The sequence below is a fragment of the Hymenobacter segetis genome (genome assembly GCF_054776495.1).
This window is the reverse complement of record NZ_BAAHBV010000003.1, coordinates 906,360-927,070: the sequence shown is the minus strand read 5'-3', so window position 1 is coordinate 927,070 and position 20,711 is coordinate 906,360. Positions and strand designations below refer to the sequence as shown.

The window sequence follows — 20,711 nt, the reverse complement described above, 5'->3', positions numbered from 1 at the left end:
CATCTGATTCAGTAGCGCGAACCGGCGGTTCGCGGCGGTGAGTACGGCCTCAGTAGCATGAACCAGTGGTTCGCGTTATTGAGGCCGTACTTTTGCGCCTCATGCGCTATTTCCTCCACCTCGCCTACGATGGCACGGCCTACCACGGCTGGCAAGTTCAGCTCCACTCCATCACCGTGCAGGCCGAGGTGAACCGCTGCCTGAGCCAGGTGCTGCGGCAGCCCATCAGCAGCCAGGGCAGCGGCCGCACCGATACGGGCGTGCACGCCAGCCACCAGGTGGCCCACTTCGAGGCCGACCTGCCCGCCGGCATGGACGAAGCCCTGCTACTCTACCGCCTGCGCCGCGCCCTGCCCGCCGACATCGGCGCGCTGCGCCTGCACGCCGTGCCCGACTCGGCCAACGCCCGTTTCGATGCCGAGCGCCGCACTTACGACTACTTCGTGGTGACCGAGCCTGACCCCTTCCGGCGCGACCAGGCCCTGTACATCGACCGCCCGCTCGACGTGGCGGCCATGAACGAGGCGGCCAGCTACCTGGTGGGGCAGTTCGATTTCACCACGTTTTCGAAAGTGAAGGGGGCCGAAAGCCACTACATCTGCTACTGCACCGAGGCCGGCTGGCACCCGGAGCCGGGCGGCTGGCGGTTTCGCATCCGGGCCAACCGCTTTGTGCGGGGCATGGTGCGGCTGGTGGTGGGCACGCTGCTCGACGTGGGCCGGGGCAAGATTACGCCCCGCCAGTTCCAGCAGCTGCTATGGTCCCAGAAGCGGGTGGATGCCGGCAGCGCCGCCCCGGCCAAAGGGCTTTTCCTGAGCCGGGTGGAATACGCGCCGGGCCTGGTGCCGGACGCGGAAATCAGCGCGCAGCCGTAGCCGGGACGGGCCGGGGCCGGGCGTATTGGCGGTCCAGCGTTTTGAGGTAGCGGATGGCGGCGTCGGAGAAGCGCGGCAGCGCGGATTTGTCCTTTTTGGCCGCTTTCTGGTAGAGGTACACGAAAGCGAAGGGGTTGTCGGACTGCGCAATCATCTGCTTGCTGTAGCCGTTGCGCACGATGGCCGACGACATGAAGAAGCCCGGCAAATGCCCGTTGGAGCCGTCGGACAGCTGCCGGTACCAGCGGCCCGAAGCCGGGGCGCCGCCCCGCGCCCGCGCTTGCAGCGTCGAATCCATGCGGTGAATGAACCTGGGGGCGGGCGTGATGGCCCAGTCGCGGATGCCGCGCGGGTCGCCGGGCAGGGCCATGGTCAGGGGCTTGTCAATCTGGTCGGCAATGCCTTCGTGTTGCATGCTGGCCATGATTTCTAGTAGGCCCTCATCCTCGGGCGCGATGGTGCCGAAGTTGCGTTCAGGCTGGAGCTGGTGGTACATTTCGTGGCCTTCCATCAGACCACGCTTCACCTCATTGGCATCGAGCACGGCCCGCAGGCTGTAAAACATGCCTTCCTGCTGTGAGGTGGCGTCGTTGCCCAGGGCTTCGTAGTAGATGTTCAGATTGGCCAGCCGCTTGTGGGCCGCCGGGGGCAGCTGCGGGTAGGCGTACTGGTACATCCGGTCGAGGGCGGTGGCATTTTTGGTGAGGCTGGCCACGTAGTTGCGGTACTCGGGCTCGCGCTCCTTGTAGTCGTTCACCATCATGTAGAACCACGATTTGGCCTGCAGCTTGGCTTGGCGAAGCGAGTCGTAGCGGGGCATATATACCACTTCGATGGCCCGGCGGTAGCGCACCAAATCGGCGGCCGAGTAGATGCCGCGCACGTAAATTTTATTGCCTGGGACTTCTAGGAACGCCTGCCACATCTGGTCGGTGAGGGGGCGGTTTTGCCGGAGGCCGTCGGTGATTTCCCAGTACCGGGTCACGGCGTCGGTGTTGATGGTCTGGGCGCGGCCGGAGCCGGCAGTCAGGAGCAGGCCGGCGCAGGCCAGCAGCATTCGGAACAGTGTTTTCATGGGTAGATGAAATGTGGAACCGGGCAAAGATGGTGAAATGGCCGGGATATTTTTCGCCTTCGGCCGGCGCGACTTAACTTGAGCGGCGCTGCGGGCAAGGCACTGTTTTTGCGGGTAGTAGCAGGCCGTCGTTGGCCTTCCTTTCCACTATTTACTTATGCGCCCAACAGCTACTCTGTTGCTGGTGCTGGCTGCTTTGCTTTCGCGTCCCGCCCGGGCGCAGGAAGCGGCCCGTACCATTGAATTCATTGAAAACCGGGGTCAGTGGGATGCCCACGCCCGCTACGCCGCACAAGTGGCCCCTGGGGCCCGCCTCTTCGTGGAGAAAACTGGGCTGACCTACGCCCTCACCGCCGGGCTGCCGGGCCACGGTCCCATGAAAGCTGACCGCGCCAATGGCCAGTTCCCCGCCCACGGCCTGCGCCTGGAGTTTGTGCAGCCCAGCCCCGCTGCCACCCTCGCCCCCGAAGCCGAAACCGAAGCGCCCGGCCGACACCACTACCTGCGTGGCACCGCCACCGACTGGGCCACCGACGTGCGCGCCTGGCGGCAACTACGCTACCGCCAGCTCTGGTCCGGCATCGACCTCGTATTAAAAGAAAGCCCCGCCCAGCAGTTTGAATACGACCTGCTGCTGAGCCCCGGAGCCGACCCCGCCCAGGCCCAGTGGCGCTACCGGGGGGCCGAGAGCCTGCGCCTCGACCCCGCCACCGGCCAGCTGCGGGTGCAAACCTCGTCTGGTGTGCTGACCGATTTTCGGCCCGAGGCTTGGCAAACGGACCCGACCACGGGCGCGCGGCAGCCGGTGGCCTGCGCCTTCGTGTTGCGCGGCGAGGTAGTGAGTTTTAAGTTGGGAAAGTATGATACGGGCCGGCCGCTGGTGATTGACCCGGCCGTGCAGTTTGCCAGCTACACGGGCTCGCCGGTGGAAAACTGGGGCTTTGCGGCCACGCACGACGCGGCGGGCAACCTCTACACGGCGGGCGTGGTGTTTGAGGCCGGCTACCCGGTCACGACCGGGGCCTACCAGACGGCCTTTGCCGGCAGCACGGATATTGCCATCATGAAATTCACGACCAGCGCCACCGGCCCCAGCGCCCGGGCCTGGGCCACCTACCTGGGTGGCAACAACCTCGAATTTCCCCACAGCCTGCTGGTGAACGACCGCAACGAGCTGCTGCTGCTCGGCACCACGGCTTCTACTGATTTTCCCACCACAACCACCGCCCTGAGCCATGCGCTGCGGGGCGGCCCGGCCGTTTCTCCGTTCGGGGGCAACTCGCCTTTCGTGCTCAGCGGCGGCTCCGACCTGGTGCTGACGCGCCTGAGTGCCACCGGCGGGCGGCTGCGGGCCAGCACCTACCTGGGTGGCACGGGGACTGATGGTTTGCTCGACCCCACCGCCGCTGCGCCCCGGCTGCGCCACAACTACGGCGATGCCTTCCGGGGCGACCTGGCCCTCGACCCGCAGGGCAACGTGTACGTGGCCAGCGTGACGGGCTCCGCCGATTTCCCCGGCCTGGTGGCCGGCAGCTACCGGGGCGGCAGTTCCGATGGCTTGGTCACCAGCCTCGATTCCAGCCTGAGCCGCGTGCGGTGGACCACGTTGCTGGGCGGCACCGGGGCCGATGCTGCTTACTCCCTCCAGCGGGAGGACGTGGGCGGCGGGCTGCTGGTGGCCGGCGGCACCACCAGCCCCGCGCTGGCCGGGGCCACGGGCGGCTACCGGGCCGCTCCCGGCGGCGGGGTGGATGGATTCGTGGCGCGCCTCACTGCTGGCGGGGCGCTTCAGCAAAGCACCTACCTGGGCACCAGTGCCTACGACCAGGCCTTTTTTGTGCGGCAGGGGCCGGGCGGGCGGGTGTACGTGCTGGGGCAGACGCTGGCCCCGGCCTGGCCCGGTGTCGACACCACCCGCTACCACGCGGCACACGGCCAGCAGTTTATTCAGCAACTGGCCGGCGACCTGCGCTCGGCCACGTTTGCGACGGTGTTTGGGACCGGGCGGGCTACTACTGATATTTCCCCCACGGCGTTTGGGGTGGACTGCTACGGGCGCATTCTGCTGGCGGGCTGGGGCGGCGGGCTCGACCCCAACAACGGCTCGACCACTGGCCTGCCTACCACGCCCAACGCCCTGCAAACCGCCACCGACGGCCAGGATTTCTACCTGATGCAGCTCTCCGACGAGGCGCGGGTGCTGGACTATGCCACCTTCTTCGGCACCTCGGCCGATGACCACGTGGACGGCGGCACTTCGCGCTTCGATGCCCAGGGCAGCCTCTACCAGGCCGTGTGCGCCTGCGACCAGGGCAGTCGCGGCGGCCTACCCATTCCGCCGGGGGCCTTCACTTACGCGGCGGCCAATGGCTCACCCCACTGCAACAATGCCGCGTTCAAGTTTGCCCTGCTGGCCAATGCCTCGCCGGCGGGGGCCGATACGGTGTCGGTCTGCGCCCTGGCTAAGCCGATGGCGCTGGGCGGCTCGCCGGCCGGCGGCACCTGGACGGGGCCGGGCGTGTCGGGCAGCGTGGCCACGGGCTTCCTCTTCGCCCCCGATGCCCTGCGCGTGGGCCCCAACGTGCTCACCTACGTGAGCCCCGCTGCGGCCAACGGCTGCGCGGGCACCAGCACCCGCACCATCACCGTGCGGCCGCAGGGCCGGGCCACGGCCTCGGCTCCGAACCAGTTTTTTTGCCTGCGACCGGGGGTGCCGGTGGCCCCGGTACCCCTCAGGGGCACACCGGCCGGCGGCACCTGGATAGGGCGCGGCGTGGTGCCGGGCACGGCCTTTTTTGACCCGCGCCTGGCGGGCAAGGGCACTTATGTGGTGGCCTACGAAGTATCGGGCGGGCAGTGCCCGGTGGTGGCCACCCTGGTGATGACGGTGAAGGAATTACCGCAAATAGAGCCCATGGCCCCGCGCGAAGTGTGCCTCAACGACCCATCGCTGCAGTTGAATGGTACGCCGCTGGGCGGCATCTGGACGGGGCCGGGCGTGTCGGGTTCCATCGGCAACTTCTTGTTTACGCCCACGGCGGCGCTGCTGGGCGGGCCGCACCACCTCGTGTATACCGTGCAGGGCGACGCCGACTGCGAGCCCGTGACCGACACCCTGCGCGTGACCGTGCTGCCGCCCGGCCCCGATGGCTCGGCCCCGCCCGATACTGCTGTTTGCCTTTCGGCCCCGCCCCTGCGGCTGCGGGGCGGCCTGCCCCTGGGCGGCTCCTGGAGTGGCCAGGGGGTGACGGGCTCGGTGGCCGGCGGGTTCTTTTTTACCCCCACTCCCCTGCTCACGGGGGCGCAAGCGCTGACGTACACCGGGCCGCCCGGCACCTCGCCGGCCTGCCCCGGCCGGGCCCGGCGCACCATCACCGTGAACACCAGCGGGCGGGCCGTTGTGTCGATGCCCGATACGGTGGTGTGCGCCGTGGCCGGGCCGCAACGCCTGACGGCCGCGCCCACGGGCGGCACCTGGACCGGGCCGGGCGTGAGCGGCACCGTGGCCGGGGGCTTTTTCTTTACCCCCACCGCCGCGCTGGCGGGCGTGCAGGTGCTGGGCTACACCGGCCCGGCCCCGGCCAATGCCAGCAATTGCCCCGTGGCCGCCACCTTGCGGGTGCGGGTACTGGCCCTGCCTACGCTGCAGTTCACGGCGCTGGGGCCAGTCAGCTTTTGCCTGGCGGCCCCGCCGCACGGCATTGTGCTGTCGGCCACGCCGCCGGGGGGAATGTTTAGCGGGCCGGGGGTGGTGGGCAACCGCTTCAATCCCTCCGATGCCGGGCCGGGCCGCCACGTGCTGGCCTACACCTGGGATTTTCCCACCATTCGCTGCCCCATCACCGTCACCCAAACCGTGGATGTGGCCCTGGTGCAGCCCGTGCAGCTGCCCGCCGATACCGTGCTGTGCAACGGCTCGGCCCCCTTTCAGCTGCGGGCCCGGCCGGCCGGCGGCACCTGGACGGGGCCGGGCGTGACGGCCGCCGGCTACTTCTCCCCACCCGCCACGCCGGGCACCACCGAATTGCACTACGACCTGCCCGGCAGCTGCGAAACCCCGCCCTACCGCATAACGGTGCCCGCCCAGCCCACCACCCTGGCCCGCTGGCTGCTGCCCACCTGCCCCGAGAACCGCTTTGCCCCCCGCCTGCTTCGCTTCGAAGCCAAGGGCACGGCGGCGGCCCAGGTGCGCTGGGATTTTGGCGATGGCACCGCCCCGGCCACCGGCGCGGTGGTAGAGCATACCTATGCCGCAGCCGGGCGCTACCTGCCGCAGGTCACGCTGCCCGGTCCCGCCGGCCCCTGCCCCAGCCAGCTGGCCCTGCCGGCCGTGGAGGTGCAGGCCGCCCGCGTGCCCAACATCATCACCCCCAACGCCGACGGGCGGAACGACACCTTCGCGCCGGAGCTGGGCGGCTGCCCGGGCCGCTTCCAGGTATTCTCGCGCTGGGGCCAGCAGGTGTTCGATACCCCGGACTACCACAACGACTGGGGCGGCGCGGGCCTGCCGGCCGGCCTCTACTACTACCTGCTGCACGATGCCGACGGCACGACGCGGGTGAAGGGCTGGGTAGAAATCGTGCGCTAGGGCCGGAATGTTCCTGGGTCGTGCCGTCGGGCGCGGGGGGAATACCGGAACATTCCGGGGCCATGCCAGCGGGCGTTAGGGGCACCCCGGAACATTCCGGGGCCAACTCTTTGGCCCCGCCCACGGTTTCCTCCCGACCTTTGCCCTACTTATGGACCCCACCACTTCCGCCACCAAAACCGGCCAGGTCTTCGACTGGACCGTGCTGCGCCGCCTGCTCGGCTACGTGCGCCCCTACCGGCGCGTCTTCATCGGCCTGATTGTGCTCACCGTGGCCACGGCCGTGCTAGGCACGCTGCGGCCCTTTCTCATCCAGCGCATGGTCGATGTCAGCATCGAGCAGGGCGACATGAAGGGGCTGAACTTCATGTTTCTGCTGCTGCTGGTGCTGCTGGTGGCCCACGCCGGCGTGAGCTATCTGCAGACCTACTACGGCGGCTGGCTGGGCCAGTACATCGTGCGCGATATCCGCACCGACCTCTACCGCCACCTGCTCAGCCTCAAGCTCAAGTTCTTCGACCAGACCCCCATCGGCGTGCTCGTGACGCGCAATATTTCCGATGTTGAAACCCTATCCGACGTGTTCAGTGAGGGCCTGGCGGCCATGGTGGGCGACATTCTGCAGCTGCTCTTCATCATGGCCTTCATGTTCTACATCGACTGGCGGCTCACGCTCATCAGCCTCTCGGTAATTCCGCCGCTGCTGTTCAGCACGTATGTGTTCAAGGAGAAAATCAAGGGCTCGTTTCAGGATGTGCGCACGGCCGTGGCCAAGCTCAACTCCTTCGTGCAGGAGCATCTCACGGGCATGAACGTGGTCCAGATTTTCAACAACGAGGAGCGCGAGTACCGCAAGTTTGCCGCCATCAACAAGGAGCACACCGAAGCCAACATCCGCTCGGTGCTCTACTACAGCATCTATTTCCCGGTGGCCGAGGTGCTGGGGGCCATTGGCGTGGGCCTGCTGGTGTGGTACGCCGCGCAGGGCCAGATTGAGGGCTCGATTTCGAAGGGCGCGCTCATCGCCTTCATCATGTACAACGCGCTTTTCTTCCGCCCCATCCGCCAGATTGCCGACCGGTTCAACACCCTGCAACTCGGTCTGGTAAGCACCGAACGCCTCCTCAAACTCCTCGACAACCAGGAGCTGGTGGCCCCCAGCGGCACCTTCGCCCCCGCCGAGCTGCAAGGCGACGTGGAATTCAAGCACGTCAAATTTGCCTACAACGAGCCCGACTGGGTGCTCAAAGACATCAGCTTCCACGTGAAGCCCGGCCAGACCATCGCCTTCGTAGGCGCGACCGGCGCGGGCAAGACCAGCATTATCAACCTACTGAGCCGCTTCTACGACATCCAGAGCGGCAGCATCCTCATCGATGGCCGCGACCTGCGCGAATACGACCTCAGCCTGCTCCGCCGCCAAATCGGCATTGTGCTCCAGGATGTTTTCCTCTTCGCCGGCAGCATCCGCGACAACATCACGCTCGGCAATAAAGCCATCACCGACGCCCAAATCTGGGAAGCGGCCGACCTCGTAGGGGCCCGCCGCTTCATCGAGCGCCTGCCCGAAGGCCTCGGCTACCCCGTAATGGAGCGCGGCGCCACGCTTTCCGTGGGCCAGCGCCAGCTTATCAGCTTCGTGCGGGCCATGGTGTACCAGCCCCACATTATTGTTTTGGATGAAGCCACGTCATCCGTCGATTCCGAAACCGAGGAGCTGATTCAGCAGGCCATCGAAAAGCTGATGCAGGGCCGCACCTCGCTCGTCATCGCCCACCGCCTGAGCACCATCCAGAAAGCCGACAAAATCATCGTCCTCGACAAAGGCGAAATCAAGGAAACCGGCACCCACGAGGAGCTACTGCGCATTGCGGGCGGCTACTACGCCCAGCTCTACCGCATGCAGTACATCGTGGCAGATGCTTCGCTGAACGAGGAATAGCCGGCTGGCTCAGAGCGTCTTTCCAAATTGGTAGCTCACGCCCGTACTCAGGGCCGGGGCGAAGGCCGAGATATTGTTATCGATGCCGTGGTTCGTCAGATACGAGCCAACCAATGCCAGCAGCAACGAGAACGTTACACGGGCATCGGCGGTCAATTTCAGATTGGGCGTGAGGGCATACGCGCCGCCCAGGCCGCCGACGAGCAGGAAGTCGTGGTAGGATGTACTCATGTCGGAATTCGATTGCTGGCCCGTCCGGGCATCGGTATAGGTGCTTTCCTCGCGGTAAGTCGCGGCCAGGGGCATGAACCCAATTTCAAAATCGGCCTGCCAGCGCCCACGGTCGGGCAGTGGCAAGTGCGACCGGATAATTATCGGCACGGCCCAGGAATTGGCACTGCGCTGCCGGATACTCGTACCATAACTGTCGGCGACGGTGGCGGTACGCCTCGGCATCGTTCGCAACAATAACCCCACTTCGAAGCTCCCCACTTGCCTTATTTGGTAGGTGATGGCCGGCATCACGGGCCAGGGCCGGACGGATTCTATGCCACGCTCATCGGCCGCCTCGACAAAGGCAAAGCGCGGATAAAAGGCCAGTTGGGTGCCTACCGACCACCGACGCGCCGGCCATTCGGTAGGAGCCTCGGTGGTTTGGGCCACCCCGCGGTGCCCGGCCAGCACCAGCATCACGAGTAGTATCCGGTAGAGCTTCATGAGCGCACGAGTAAGTTTGTAGCTTGGTAGATAGGCCGACCGATTTCGTGTTTTCGCGCTGCCCTACTGCAATGTAAACCGTTTCCCCACGCCGTGCGCTACCTCTTTCTCGCCATCATCCTGCTCACCATCATTGCGGCCGGCACCTACGCCTACCTCGGTGGCACCCGCGAGCCCAAAGTCACCCTCGAAACCACCGTCGCGCCGCTGTACCTGGCCGGCCAGCCCTTCCACGGCAAGGTCACCGGCGATGCCTTTGGTACACTGTTTCGCCAGGCCAAGGATGCCCAGGCCCGCCTGCACGGCGACCTCGCCAACCTCTACCTCAACGACCCCGAAACGGCCCACGATACCATCCAGGCCTTCATCGGCCTGGCCGTGGCCGATACCACGCAGGCCTTGCCCACCGGCTTTCGCTACCGCGTGGTGCCGGCCGGGCAGCGCATCCTGGCCGCCCGCCTCAGCGGCGTAAGCTACCTGCTGGCCCCCAACAAGCTCTACCCCGCCGCCCTCGAAGCCGTGAAAGCCCAGAAGCTCACCCAGCGTGGCGACTTCTACCTAGAGCGCTTCGGGGCCAACGAGGAATCGGAAGTGTGGGTGGGCGTGAAGTAGCCGGCCGCCTTAGCGCTTGCGCGTAATGTCGGGCACGCTCACTCCCACGCTCAGCAGGTAGGCCGAAAACTGGTCGGCCGTGCCAAACGGCGCGCTGGCGTACCACTGCCGGTAGCCGCCGCGCAGCGTCAGCCACGGCCCATCCACGCGCCGTAGCTTGTACGTGGCCATAAGGCCGATTTCCGTCACCGGGGCCACGGCCGTATCGAGGCGCTTGGCCGTGGTGCAGCCGCAGCCCTGCCCCTTGCGCTGCACCTGCTGGGCATTGTCGTAGAGGCTGGCCCCGCCCAGTCCCGCTCCTGCTTCGGCGGCCAGCCGCCAGCGAGTGTTTTCGGCCAGAAGCAGTTGGTTATTCCAGGTAGCGCTAAAAAGTGCCAGGCGCGGCTGCGTCGCCCCGGCATACACCTCGGCCGGCGCGTGGGCAGCCGGCATTTCGCCGGTGAAGCTGCCGCGCAGGCCGGCGCTCCAGCGGGGCAGCAGCCAGTAGTGCGCTTCCGCCTCCATCCCCAGGTAAGGCGTAGCCGCCCGGTCCGTAGCTCCCAGCAGCCCAATAGAACCGCCCCTGCGGATTGGCACAAAGGGCTTTTTCACCTCACAGGAATCGTGGTGGCTGTGATGGCAGGCAGTGTAGGGAACAAAGGCCGCGTGGCACTGGGCCTGTGCGTCCAGTGGGGCAAAACCGGCGGCACTCAGCAGCCCCAGCAGCGTAAGCAGTATTTTCATAAATCCTGGACTAACTGAATGATGCTATGAATATAAGCCGCGAAACTGTCGATTTCATGAACTCATGAAAAAGCCCTGGCTGCTATTGCAGCCAGGGCTTTTTCATGTGCTTAGAGGTCGAACGGCTACTTACGGCCGAAATAATAGTTGGCCCCAAACTGCAGTTGACTTAAGCCAAACCCAGCATCGAGCGCGCTAAGGTACCTGTCGGCCGAGCCAGTATCCTTAACCTTTAACCGATTGTAGCTCAGGCTGCCAATGCTAGCCGTCAAGCCAAACTTCGGCACCGGAAAAAAGACGATACCCGGCGTGAGCGCCACGTAGTAGCCGCTCACTTTCAAGTTCGAATAATAGTAGTAAGGCGGGTAACTGGATGTCCGCTGGGCCCATTGCGAGTCCGATTCGTAGCCCGCACCGAGTGTAGCCGTCATGCCAAATTGCTCGCTAAACATCTGGTAGTATTGGGCCATTGGTCCCACCCGTAAAGTGGAAGAAGTAGGAGGCCCCGATTGGTTGTTGCTGCTTGACGAACTATACGAACCACCCGTCACCGTATGCTGAAGCTGCACGCCCAGCGCCAGATTATCAGCCACAAAGCCTCCAACGGCAAAATCAAGCCGGAAAGTGCGGTAAGTATTTTTGCTATTGAGCCCACCATTGCCGTTACTGGTCAAGTCATCGGTTTCGGTGTGGAAGCCCACGCTACCGGTGAGCAGGCCCGTGCCTTTGCCGATGGTGGTTTGGGCCTGTGCGGCCGTCAGCGTACTGCCTAGCGCAGCCAGTACAAGTAGAGGGGTTTTCATGAAGAAAGGATTAAAATTTAACGCAAAGCTCTTGCGATTTCACCCATTCTCCATGCCTTTCTTCAAGCAATTTGGTTGTAGTGCCAATAAACACCCCGTAAAGCAGCCTTTGCTTGTTGTAATCAGCACTTTATTTTTGCTACCCGTCTTGGCTTAAACGCACAACGCCCCCGCCGATGAGGCGGAGGCGTTGAAGCTTGCGAGAAATGTCGGGGTGGCAGGATTCGAACCTACGGCCTCGTCGTCCCGAACGACGCGCGCTACCGGGCTGCGCTACACCCCGAAAGCCGGCCGATGGGGCAGCCGGTTTTCTTGTTCCAATATTAGCGGCCGAAAAAAGCCTCCGAACCCAAAAGTTCGGAGGCTTTACAAGAGCGGCTGCTCTTCCGTCGGAGTGGCAGGATTCGAACCTACGACCTCCAGCACCCCATGCTGGCGCGATACCAGGCTACGCTACACCCCGATTGGTATTGGAGCGACAAAGGTAAGATTATTTTTGATTCCTGTGCAAGCCCGACGCAAATAAAGTTTTGCCAATGGTGGCTTAGGACCGGTTTTTGGAGCGGTTTTGGCCCAAGCAGTCCCGGAATTGCTTAGCTTTACGCAAGCCGTTTTACCTCATCTTGTTCTTATCCTACTTATGAAAAAGTTATTACTACTTGTGTTGGCCAGCACGTTGGCTTCGGCAGCGGCGCAGGCCCAGACTCCGGCCAGCCCCACCGCAGCCGCTGCGGCCCCGGCCAAAGAAGAAGCAATTTTGCCCAACGGCGTAGTGGCGGCCCCCGCCACGGCCGTTGCCGCCGCCGCGCCGGCCGAGGGCACGAGCCGCATCGCGCTGGCCCCCGAAACCCCCGCTGCCAACCCCAACGCCATCAAGGTGAAAGCCGATGCCGTGGCCGGCAAGCTCACCGTCAAAACCGATAACCCCGGCCCCACCCGCGTGGAAGTGAGTGATGCGGGCGGCCGCCCCGTCATCACCTACACCATGATGAACGGCCAGACCCCGGCCGTGCTCAACGTGGGCCAGCTGCCGGCCGGAGCTTACATCGTGCGCTGCACGGCTTATGAAAAAACCGGCATGCGCCGCGTCATGATTGGGCAGTAAGCTCGCGCTTGAATAAATTAAAAGGGCCGTTACGCTAAGCGTAACGGCCCTTTTTTGTTACCTGACTATCCGGCCAGCGGCTCCAGCAGGTCCCATTTATTACCGTACAGGTCCTCAAAGACGGCAACGTGGCCGTAGACCTCGGAGCGTGGCGTTTCGAGGAAATGCAGGCCGCGGCTTTGCAGCACGGGGAAGTCGCGCCAGAAATCGTCGGTATGCAGGAATAGCCAGACGCGGCCCGCGCCTTGGTGGCCCACGCCGCGCTTTTCTTCGTCGGTTTTGGCTTCGGCCAGCAGCAGGCTGCAACCGGCCGCGCTAGGCGGCGCTACTACCACCCAGCGCTTGCCGCCGCCCATGTCTAGGTCAGAAGCCAGGGTAAATCCGAGCACGTTGGTGTAGAAGGCAATGGCTTCGTTGTAGTTACGAACGAGCAGGGTGACGTGAGCCAGGCGTTGATTCATGAGCAGTTAGGCTTCTTCGGTTTGCAGCTGCCGGTCATACAGCGCTTTATACAATCCCGCCGCGTCAGCCATGAGCGCATCGTGGGTGCCGTGCTGCACAATCACGCCATCGTCAAGCACCAGGATTTCATCAGCCAGCTTCACCGAACTCACGCGGTGCGAGATGATGAGGCTGGTGCGGGCGGCCATAATGCGCTGCAGGCTGCCCAGAATGGCATTCTCCGTCTTGGTATCAACGGCGGAGAGCGAATCATCCAGAATCAGGATTTTGGGCTCCTTCACCAGGGCGCGGGCCATGCTCACGCGCTGCTTCTGGCCGCCGGAGAGCGTGATGCCGCGCTCGCCCACTTTGGTATCGAAGCCTTCGGGGAAGGCGAGGATGTTTTCGTACACATCAGCATCGCGGGCGGCTTGCAGCATCCGGGCTTCATCAGGCTGGTCGAGGCCAAAGTTGATGTTGTTGCGGATGGTATCGGAGAACAGGAATACGTCCTGCGGCACGTAGCCAATCTGGCCGCGCAGGGCGCGTAGCGAGTAGTCGCGCACGTCGGTGCCGTCGATTTTGATGTCGCCGGCCGAGACGTCGTAGAGGCGGCAGAGCAGGGCGGCTACCGTGCTTTTGCCTGAGCCAGTGTTGCCGATGACGGCCAGCGTCTGGCCCGGCTTCACGCGGAAGCTCACGTTTTTCAGGGCCTGAATACCGGTGTCGGGGTAAGTGAACGACACGTTTTCGAACACGATATCACCGTCCAGTTCACGCTGCACATTTTGGCGCGAGATGATGTCCGTTTTCTGGTCCAGGAATTCGTTGATGCGGGCCTGCGAGGCCTCGGCGCGCTGCACCAGAGAGGAAGTCCAGCCTAGCGCCGTGACCGGCCAAGTGAGCAGGTTCACGTAAATCAGAAACTCGGCAATGGTACCCGTGGTGATGGTGCCGCGAATGACCTCCTGGCCGCCCACCCACACGGTAATGAGCGTGCTCAAGCCGATGAGGAACAGAATAAGCGGAAAGAACAGCGAGTTCACGAAGTTCAGGCTCAGCGACTTCTCTTTATACTCGTTGCTGGCCGCCGAGAATTGCGCGTGCGAATCGGCCTCGCGCACGAAGGATTTCAGCACCCGAATCCCCGAAAAAGCCTCCTGCACAAAGGTCGTCATGCCCGACAGTGCCCGCTGGATTTCGTCGGACTTCCGCTCAATCAAATTATTGACATAGAAGATGCTGACCGACAAAACCGGCAGCGGCAGCAGCGTGTAGAGCGTCAGCTTCACGTTCACCATGAGCATGAGCGGCACGATGAGCAGGAACAGCAGCACCAGCTGCAAAAAATACATGATGGCCGGCCCGAGGTACATCCGCACCCGGCTCACGTCCTCCGAAATGCGCGACATCAAATCCCCGGTGCTGTGGCGGCGGTAGAAGCTGAGCGGCAGCGACTGGTAGTGCTGGTAAATCTGGTTCTTCTGGTCGTTTTCGATGTGGCGCGACATGACAATGAGCGTCTGGCGCATGAAGAACAGGAAGATGCCGCGCCCCAGCGCCAGTGCAATGATGAGCACGCCGTAGAACAGCACGTTGCGCCCAAATAGCTGATACACGCCCTTCTGGGCTTCGGTACCAGCGTAGAGGTGGTAGAGGTCGATGCCCTCGTTCACCAAATCGAAGGCGTAGCGCACCAGCTGGGCCGGAAAAATGGCCAATAAGGTGCTTAGCGCTACGAACAGCACCCCGGCGAGGAAATGCCACTTGTAGCGGAAGATGAAGGGATTAACGGCGGATAATGCGCGCACGGGCAGGGTGGAAAGGGGGCCGGTTCGGGAAAATAGCGGTACTTTTGCGGCCTGAAACGATGAGTCAATGGTCAAACCGAACGTCATGCTGAGCTTGCCGAAGCATCTCTACCGCAGTAGTAATTATTTACTTACGCGGTAGAGATGCTTCGGCAAGCTCAGCATGACGTTCTGGATTTTCGTACAAGCCCAAAGACCCAACAAAGTTACGCCGCACTCTTCCCAACCATCCATCCCCAAATTCCCACCAACCTTCAATTCATCCCCATGATTGAAACCCAAATCATCGCCCCCGAGTCGATTTTCGGCCAGATTGCCGAGCATCAGCACGAGCAAGTCGTGTATTGCCACGACCACGAAACTGGCCTCAAAGCCATTATCGGCATCCACAACACCGTGCTTGGGCCGGCCCTCGGTGGCACGCGCATGTGGCACTACGCTTCTGATGCGGAAGCCCTGAACGACGTACTGCGCCTCTCGCGCGGCATGACCTACAAGGCCGCAATCTCGGGCCTGAACCTGGGTGGTGGCAAAGCCGTCATCATCGGCGATGCCAAAACGTTGAAGACCGAAGCCCTGCTGCGCAAATTCGGCCGCTTCGTGCAGAACCTGAACGGCAAGTACATCACGGCCGAGGATGTGAACATGACCACCAAGGACATGGAGTATATCCGCATGGAAACCAAGCACGTAGCCGGCCTGCCCGAGAGCATGGGCGGCTCGGGCGACCCCTCGCCGGTGACGGCCTACGGCGTGTACATGGGCATGAAAGCCGCTGCTAAAAAGGCATTCGGCTCAGAGAGCCTGGCTGGCAAGCGCATTGGCGTGCAGGGCACGGGCCATGTGGGCACCTACCTCCTGGAGCACCTCCAGAAAGAGGGCGCGAAGCTCATCGTGACCGATTACTACGAAGACCGCGCCCTGGATGCGGCCAACCGCTTCGGTGCCACCGCCGTAGGCCTCGACGATATTTATGACCAGGAAATGGACATCTACTCGCCCTGCGCGCTGGGTGCCACGCTCAACGATGACACCATTCCGCGCCTGAAGGCCCGCGTAGTGGCCGGCTGCGCCAACAACCAGCTCAAAGTAGAAAACCAGCACGGCCCCGAGCTCGTGCGCCGCGGCATCGTGTACGCCCCCGACTTTCTCATCAACGCCGGCGGCCTCATCAACGTGTATTCCGAAGTGACGGGAGCCAGCCGCCAGGGTGCCCTCACCCAGACCGAAAAAATTTACGATTTCACCCTCCAGGTTTTGGCCAAGGCCGAAGAAGAAGGCACGCACCCGCAGGCCGCCGCCATCCGGCAGGCCAAGGAGCGCATCGCCAGCGTGGGCCGGGTGAAGTCGACGTATTAGTTAGCCTGAACGAAAAAAGAACGTCATGCAGAGCGCAGCGAAGCATCTTGCCCGCGCAACGCAATTCATTTAATTGGATTACTGACTGCGGTAAAGATACTTCGCTGCGCTCTGCATGACGCGCTTTCTTCGTTCAGATTAACCTCTGACAACCAACAACTGATTACCAGACCAATATGCTCAATCGCCGCCTCCTCCGTATCAAAGTCATGCAGTCGCTCTACTCCTACCACCAGGCGGTGGGAGCTGATTTAATGCTGGCGCAAGACCGCATCGCGGCGGCTTTCGAGCCCGACCTGACGGCCAAAGAGGCCCCCGACCGCCGCCTGCTGGAAGGCCAGCGCAAGATGGGCGAAGCCCAGCTGCGCGACTGGTACCGCACCGGCGTGATGCCCGAGAAAACGGACGACAAAGCCGTGGACAAGGCCGTGACCGATGCCATCAACTCCTTCCAGAACCAGGTGAAGAAGGACGGCGAGTTCTACGCCGGCCAGCTGCTGGTGGGCGCCGAAAGCATTCACGACCAATACCTGCACCTGCTGAACCTGCCCGCCGCCCTGCTCGGCGTGATTGAGGAAGAGCAGAGCCGTGAGGAGCGCCGCCGACTCGGCCCGCGCGAGGATGCCCAGGATGCCACCCGCCTGCACCAGAACAAGGCCATTGCCAAGCTGATGGCCAACGAGCAGCTCCAGAGCCAGACCATCCGGCGCAAGCTGGCCTGGGAAGGCAATGAGGAATTGGAGGCCCTGCGCGCCGCTTGGGAGGAAATGAAGGCCGACGAAACCGTGCTGGCCTACCTCAACGGCAAGGATATCGACCAGCCCGAGATGGACTACGACACGGACCTCGAAATCCTGCGTCACATTTACAAGGACTTCGTTTTCAAAGGCGAAGCGCTACCACGCCAGCTCGAATCCGATGATTTGAACTGGGAGGAAAACCGGCCCATCGTGCGCAACCTGGTATTGAAGACGCTGAAAATGCTGCCCTTCACCGCCGAGCCCACGCAGGAGCTGATGAACCTCTCGGCCAACTGGGCCGACGACCGCGAGTTTGCCGAAACGCTCTACAAGCAGACGCTCATCGAGGACGACAAGATGGAGAAGCTCATCGCCGGCTCGGTGCAGAACTGGGACGTGGAACGCGTGGCCCTGCTCGACAAAATCATCCTGAAAATGGCCCTTACCGAGATGCAGCTTTTCCGCGGCATTCCGGTGAAAGTCACTATCAACGAGTACATTGAAATCAGCAAGCTTTACAGCACGCCCAAAAGCAAACAATTTGTTAACGGCATTCTGGACAAGCTGGCAACGGATTTGGCCGCCAGCGGCGACATTCGCAAATCGGGCCGCGGCTTGCTGGACAACCAGTAAGCGCCGGGCGCGGGCGAACGGCAACATTATGGCCTGCGGCTGAACATTGGGCCGATATAGCCACTTTTGCATCTACGGCCGCGTTTCTGCGTACGCAGCTCTGAAAACATTCTCACCTCTCTTCCCCAATCCTCGACGACCATGGCTAGCAAAACCACCACCGGCATCCTGTGCTTCGCGGGCGGCGCCCTCACCGGCGCAGCCCTTGGCTTGCTCTATGCCCCCGAACCCGGCACCGAAACCCGCTCCTGGCTCAGCTACCAGCTCGAAAAGTACCGCTCGGTGCTCGCTGACCTCACCGATAGCCTCGTGACCAGCCGCGAAGGCGTGGGCCAATCGACGGCCAAAAGCGAAGGCCAGCGCGTGATTTCCGATGCCAAATCCAAAGCCGAACAGTTACTCGGCGATGTTGACCAACTCATCAACCAAATCAATTCCCGCAAGGGCGCTTAATTTTTTTTACGGGTGCCTAAGTACTTGACGGAATGGGAGAATGGGTGAACAGCTGATGAAAATTCAGTCTTCGCTCATTCACTCATTCCGTTCTTTGCTTTCTCATTCAGTCATTTATTACCAGTACGATGCACGTAGTAACCCTTATTCCCGGCGATGGCATAGGCCCCGAAATCACGAAAGCGGTAACCGATATTTTTGCTGCCGCGCAGGTGCCCATTCAGTGGGAGGAGCAGAATGCCGGCCAAACGACGTTTGACCAGTCGGGCGAATTGATTCCGAATGCGCTGCTCAAGTCACTGGAAAAGAATAAGGTGGCCCTCAAAGGCCCGATTACCACGCCGGTCGGCAAGGGCTTCCGCAGCATCAACGTGACGCTGCGCCAGAAGTACGACCTCTACCAAAACGTGCGGCCCAGCAAAACCACGGCCGGCATCCACACCCGCTACGAAGGCATCGACCTGGTGCTCTTCCGCGAAAACACCGAAGGCCTGTACTCGGGCCTGGAAGTGTACGACGAGCGCCTCGGCATCGCCGACGCCATTGCCCGCGTCACGGTAGAAGGCTCGCGCAAAATCTGCCGCGCCGCCTTTGCCTACGCCGCCAAGCACGGCCGCAAAAAGGTGACTCTGGCCCACAAGGCCAACATCATTAAAATGGCCGGCACGCTGATGCTCAATGCCTGCAAAGAGGCCAGCAACGAGTTTCCGGGGATTGTGTTCGAGGACAAAATCATCGATAACATGTGCATGCAGCTCGTGAACAAGCCCGAGCAGTTCGACGTGATTGTGACCACCAACCTGTTCGGCGACCTGCTGTCCGACCTCTGCGCCGGCCTCGTGGGCGGCCTGGGCGTGGTAGCCGGGGCCAACATCGGCGACAACATGGCCATTTTTGAAGCCGTGCACGGTTCGGCCCCTGACATTGCCGGCCAAGGCAAAGCCAACCCCACCGCCCTGCTCCGCTCGGCCATCATGATGCTGCACCACCTCGGCGAGCACGCCAAGGCTGAGCAAATCGACAAAGCCCTGGAAGCCACCCTGCTGAACCAGGAAGAATGCACCGGCGACCTCGGCGGCAAAGCCAGCACCAGCCAGTTCGCTCAAAGCATTATTGCCAAGCTGTAATTTTATACGGTTGTGTGCCGTCTGTCATCCTAAGCGGAGCGAAGGACCTTATCAAGTCAGAACGAATTGTTCGGCTGTGATAAGGTCCTTCGCTCCGCTCAGGATGACAGAATAAAACACCTTTTCAATTCAATGAAATACCCGATTTTCCTTGCCGCATCGCTCCTACTCGGAGCCTGCAACCACGACAAAACCGCCGAAGTAGGCACCGAAGGCGTTAACGCCGCCGCAACCGTCGAATCTGATGCCGCCAACCCCACCGTGGACAACCCCAACGTGGTGAGCGACGAAGCCGCGCCCAATCCCAATGCTCCGGTGATGAAATTTGCCGAGGCTGAGTTTGATTTTGGTGACATTCAACCTGATTCTAAAGTCCACCACACGTTTACCTTTACCAACACCGGCAAATCGCCGCTGCTGATTGAGGACGCTACCGCTTCCTGCGGCTGCACCACCCCCAGCTGGACCAAGGAGCCCGTGGCTCCCGGGGCCCAGGGCAAGATGGAAGTGCAGTTCGACAGCCGCGGCAAGCAGGGCATCATCAGCAAGCAGGTGGCGGTGCGGGCCAATACGCAGCCTACCATCACCACCATTCTCATCAAAGGCAACGTACTCACTCCGAAGGCCAACTAGCCTATTCCCGCTTCTTACTCCAACGCCATGTTCCTGAACCTTATGCTGCAAGCCGCCGGCGGCGCCGACTATGCCCAGCCGCTTTTCCTGCTGATTGCCGCTGGCGTCTTCTATTTCTTCATGATTCGGCCGCAGCAAAAGCGGGCCACCGATGCCAAGAACTTCCGCCAGTCGCTGGCCAAGGGTTCGCGCATTGTCACCATCGGCGGCCTGCACGGCCTGATTGTGGAACTCACCGACGACACCGTGGTAGTTGAGGTAGACCGTGGCACTAAGCTGCGCTTCGACCGCTCGGCCATTGCCCGCGAAGTGGGCAACAAAGCCAACACCGCTACCGGGGCCGACACTATCGGCGCTTAAGTCATGGACGGGCCGCTGAATCGGGCAAGCTGGCTGCTGCGCTGGTTCGTGCGGCCCTTCGCGGGCCAGGAGCCCAGCTTCTACCGGGCCATTACGGCCTGCCTGCTGGCGGCGGGCCTGTTCTGGCAGATGAATGCCCTGAACAAGACCTACACCACCCGCATCAATTTCCCGCTGGCCTGGCACTACGACTCGGTGCATTACGTGCCCATGCGGCCCTTGCCCACAGCGCTGCCCGTCACGGTCACGGGCCAGGGCTGGCGCTTGCTGCGGGCCAACCTGGGCTGGGGCACTCACCCCGCCGACCTGCGCCCTGTGCCGCTGCCCGGCACCCGCTATCTGCCTGCCACCGCCTGGCGCCGGGGCCTGCAAAACGCGCTGGAAGGGGTACAGGTAACCGAATGGGCCGGCGATACCCTGCGTCTTACCTTCGACCGCTACGCCAGCCGCCGGCTGCCGCTAGCGCTGCCGCCCGATTCGGCCAAACACTACAAGGCCAGCTTTACGCCCGCCATGGTCACGTTTCGGGGGCCGGCCAGCCTCGTGAATGAGTTACCCAGCCCCTACCCCATTGTGCCGCCGCAGCCCTCGGCGCGGGGCAAGGCCGAGGAAGTAGAGGCCGATGTGAAAACCCCAGCCCGGATTCGGGCCTCCGTGCCCACGGTGCGCCTGCGCCAGACGCGGCGCTAAGTCCCCTCTTTTCCTTTAAATCAA

General features: G+C 62.7%; 18 protein-coding genes and 2 tRNA genes. 12 read left to right on the top strand and 8 right to left on the bottom strand.

Annotated features, from left to right (window positions below; translation table 11 throughout):
• Window positions 1–101 precede the first annotated feature (101 nt).
• The gene (gene truA / locus ACYU70_RS20760) at window positions 102–875 is read left to right on the top strand and encodes a tRNA pseudouridine(38-40) synthase TruA (protein ID WP_342300942.1); all 774 of its coding nucleotides are present in this window, start codon (window positions 102–104) and stop codon (window positions 873–875) included.
• Here the strand turns inward: truA and ACYU70_RS20755 are convergent.
• Window positions 859–1,950: a DUF5700 domain-containing putative Zn-dependent protease gene (locus tag ACYU70_RS20755; protein ID WP_342300943.1), complete on the bottom strand. Its 1,092-nt coding sequence runs from the start codon at window positions 1,948–1,950 to the stop codon at window positions 859–861. The two genes, truA and ACYU70_RS20755, sit on opposite strands and share 17 nt — an antisense overlap.
• 157 nt (window positions 1,951–2,107) lie before the next feature.
• Here ACYU70_RS20755 and ACYU70_RS20750 point away from each other — a divergent pair, with 157 nt between their 5' ends.
• Both ACYU70_RS20750 and ACYU70_RS20745 read left to right on the top strand, forming a co-directional pair.
• Window positions 2,108–6,538, top strand: coding sequence for a gliding motility-associated C-terminal domain-containing protein (locus tag ACYU70_RS20750; RefSeq protein WP_460616093.1), 4,431 nt, complete (start codon window positions 2,108–2,110; stop codon window positions 6,536–6,538).
• A 151-nt stretch (window positions 6,539–6,689) separates the two neighbouring features.
• Window positions 6,690–8,480: an ABC transporter ATP-binding protein gene (locus ACYU70_RS20745; RefSeq protein ID WP_460616092.1), complete on the top strand. Its 1,791-nt coding sequence runs from the start codon at window positions 6,690–6,692 to the stop codon at window positions 8,478–8,480.
• Window positions 8,481–8,489: 9 nt separating this feature from the next.
• Here the strand turns inward: ACYU70_RS20745 and ACYU70_RS20740 are convergent, their stop codons facing one another.
• Entirely contained in the window at window positions 8,490–9,197 is a 708-nt protein-coding gene (locus tag ACYU70_RS20740) for a hypothetical protein (protein WP_342298949.1), read from the bottom strand.
• 93 nt (window positions 9,198–9,290) lie between these two features.
• Between ACYU70_RS20740 and ACYU70_RS20735 the strand changes: the two genes are divergently transcribed.
• Complete coding sequence (locus ACYU70_RS20735; protein WP_342298951.1) at window positions 9,291–9,809, top strand: hypothetical protein; 519 nt, start codon at window positions 9,291–9,293, stop codon at window positions 9,807–9,809.
• Between the two features lie 9 nt (window positions 9,810–9,818).
• Here the strand turns inward: ACYU70_RS20735 and ACYU70_RS20730 are convergent, their stop codons facing one another.
• The 4 genes from ACYU70_RS20730 to ACYU70_RS20715 all read right to left on the bottom strand — a co-directional run bounded on the left by ACYU70_RS20730 (window position 9,819) and on the right by ACYU70_RS20715 (window position 11,798).
• Window positions 9,819–10,532 (bottom strand): hypothetical protein, encoded by a 714-nt coding sequence (locus tag ACYU70_RS20730; RefSeq protein WP_342298954.1) that lies wholly within the window; start codon window positions 10,530–10,532, stop codon window positions 9,819–9,821.
• Between the two features lie 125 nt (window positions 10,533–10,657).
• On the bottom strand, window positions 10,658–11,335 hold the full coding sequence (locus ACYU70_RS20725; RefSeq protein WP_342298957.1) for a hypothetical protein: 678 nt from the start codon (window positions 11,333–11,335) through the stop codon (window positions 10,658–10,660).
• A gap of 209 nt (window positions 11,336–11,544) precedes the next feature.
• Window positions 11,545–11,618, bottom strand: a tRNA-Pro gene (locus ACYU70_RS20720).
• A 106-nt stretch (window positions 11,619–11,724) separates the two neighbouring features.
• A tRNA-Pro gene (locus ACYU70_RS20715) sits at window positions 11,725–11,798 on the bottom strand.
• 177 nt (window positions 11,799–11,975) lie between these two features.
• Here ACYU70_RS20715 and ACYU70_RS20710 point away from each other — a divergent pair.
• Window positions 11,976–12,440 (top strand): T9SS type A sorting domain-containing protein, encoded by a 465-nt coding sequence (locus ACYU70_RS20710; RefSeq protein ID WP_342298958.1) that lies wholly within the window; start codon window positions 11,976–11,978, stop codon window positions 12,438–12,440.
• Window positions 12,441–12,505: 65 nt separating this feature from the next.
• Here ACYU70_RS20710 and ACYU70_RS20705 read toward each other — a convergent pair whose 3' ends face one another.
• Together ACYU70_RS20705 and ACYU70_RS20700 are read right to left on the bottom strand one after the other, a co-directional pair.
• On the bottom strand, window positions 12,506–12,901 hold the full coding sequence (locus tag ACYU70_RS20705; RefSeq protein WP_342298960.1) for a VOC family protein: 396 nt from the start codon (window positions 12,899–12,901) through the stop codon (window positions 12,506–12,508).
• A gap of 6 nt (window positions 12,902–12,907) precedes the next feature.
• Entirely contained in the window at window positions 12,908–14,692 is a 1,785-nt protein-coding gene (locus ACYU70_RS20700; protein WP_342298961.1) for an ABC transporter ATP-binding protein, read from the bottom strand.
• 267 nt (window positions 14,693–14,959) lie between these two features.
• Here ACYU70_RS20700 and ACYU70_RS20695 point away from each other — a divergent pair, with 267 nt between their 5' ends.
• The 7 genes from ACYU70_RS20695 (at window position 14,960) to ACYU70_RS20665 (ending at window position 20,687) form a co-directional block, all read left to right on the top strand.
• Window positions 14,960–16,051, top strand: coding sequence for a Glu/Leu/Phe/Val dehydrogenase dimerization domain-containing protein (locus ACYU70_RS20695; protein WP_342298963.1), 1,092 nt, complete (start codon window positions 14,960–14,962; stop codon window positions 16,049–16,051).
• A gap of 176 nt (window positions 16,052–16,227) precedes the next feature.
• Complete coding sequence (nusB, locus tag ACYU70_RS20690) at window positions 16,228–17,424, top strand: transcription antitermination factor NusB (protein WP_342298965.1); 1,197 nt, start codon at window positions 16,228–16,230, stop codon at window positions 17,422–17,424.
• A 141-nt stretch (window positions 17,425–17,565) separates the two neighbouring features.
• Window positions 17,566–17,877, top strand: a complete 312-nt coding sequence (locus ACYU70_RS20685; protein WP_342298967.1) for a YtxH domain-containing protein — start codon at window positions 17,566–17,568, stop codon at window positions 17,875–17,877.
• A 128-nt stretch (window positions 17,878–18,005) separates the two neighbouring features.
• Complete coding sequence (locus ACYU70_RS20680; RefSeq protein ID WP_342298969.1) at window positions 18,006–19,004, top strand: isocitrate/isopropylmalate dehydrogenase family protein; 999 nt, start codon at window positions 18,006–18,008, stop codon at window positions 19,002–19,004.
• A gap of 132 nt (window positions 19,005–19,136) precedes the next feature.
• The gene (locus ACYU70_RS20675) at window positions 19,137–19,637 is read left to right on the top strand and encodes a DUF1573 domain-containing protein (protein ID WP_342298971.1); all 501 of its coding nucleotides are present in this window, start codon (window positions 19,137–19,139) and stop codon (window positions 19,635–19,637) included.
• A gap of 27 nt (window positions 19,638–19,664) precedes the next feature.
• Window positions 19,665–19,997 (top strand): preprotein translocase subunit YajC, encoded by a 333-nt coding sequence (gene yajC / locus ACYU70_RS20670; RefSeq protein WP_342298972.1) that lies wholly within the window; start codon window positions 19,665–19,667, stop codon window positions 19,995–19,997.
• 3 nt (window positions 19,998–20,000) lie between these two features.
• Entirely contained in the window at window positions 20,001–20,687 is a 687-nt protein-coding gene (locus ACYU70_RS20665) for a YbbR-like domain-containing protein (RefSeq protein WP_342298974.1), read from the top strand.
• The last annotated feature ends 24 nt before the right edge of the window (window positions 20,688–20,711 follow it).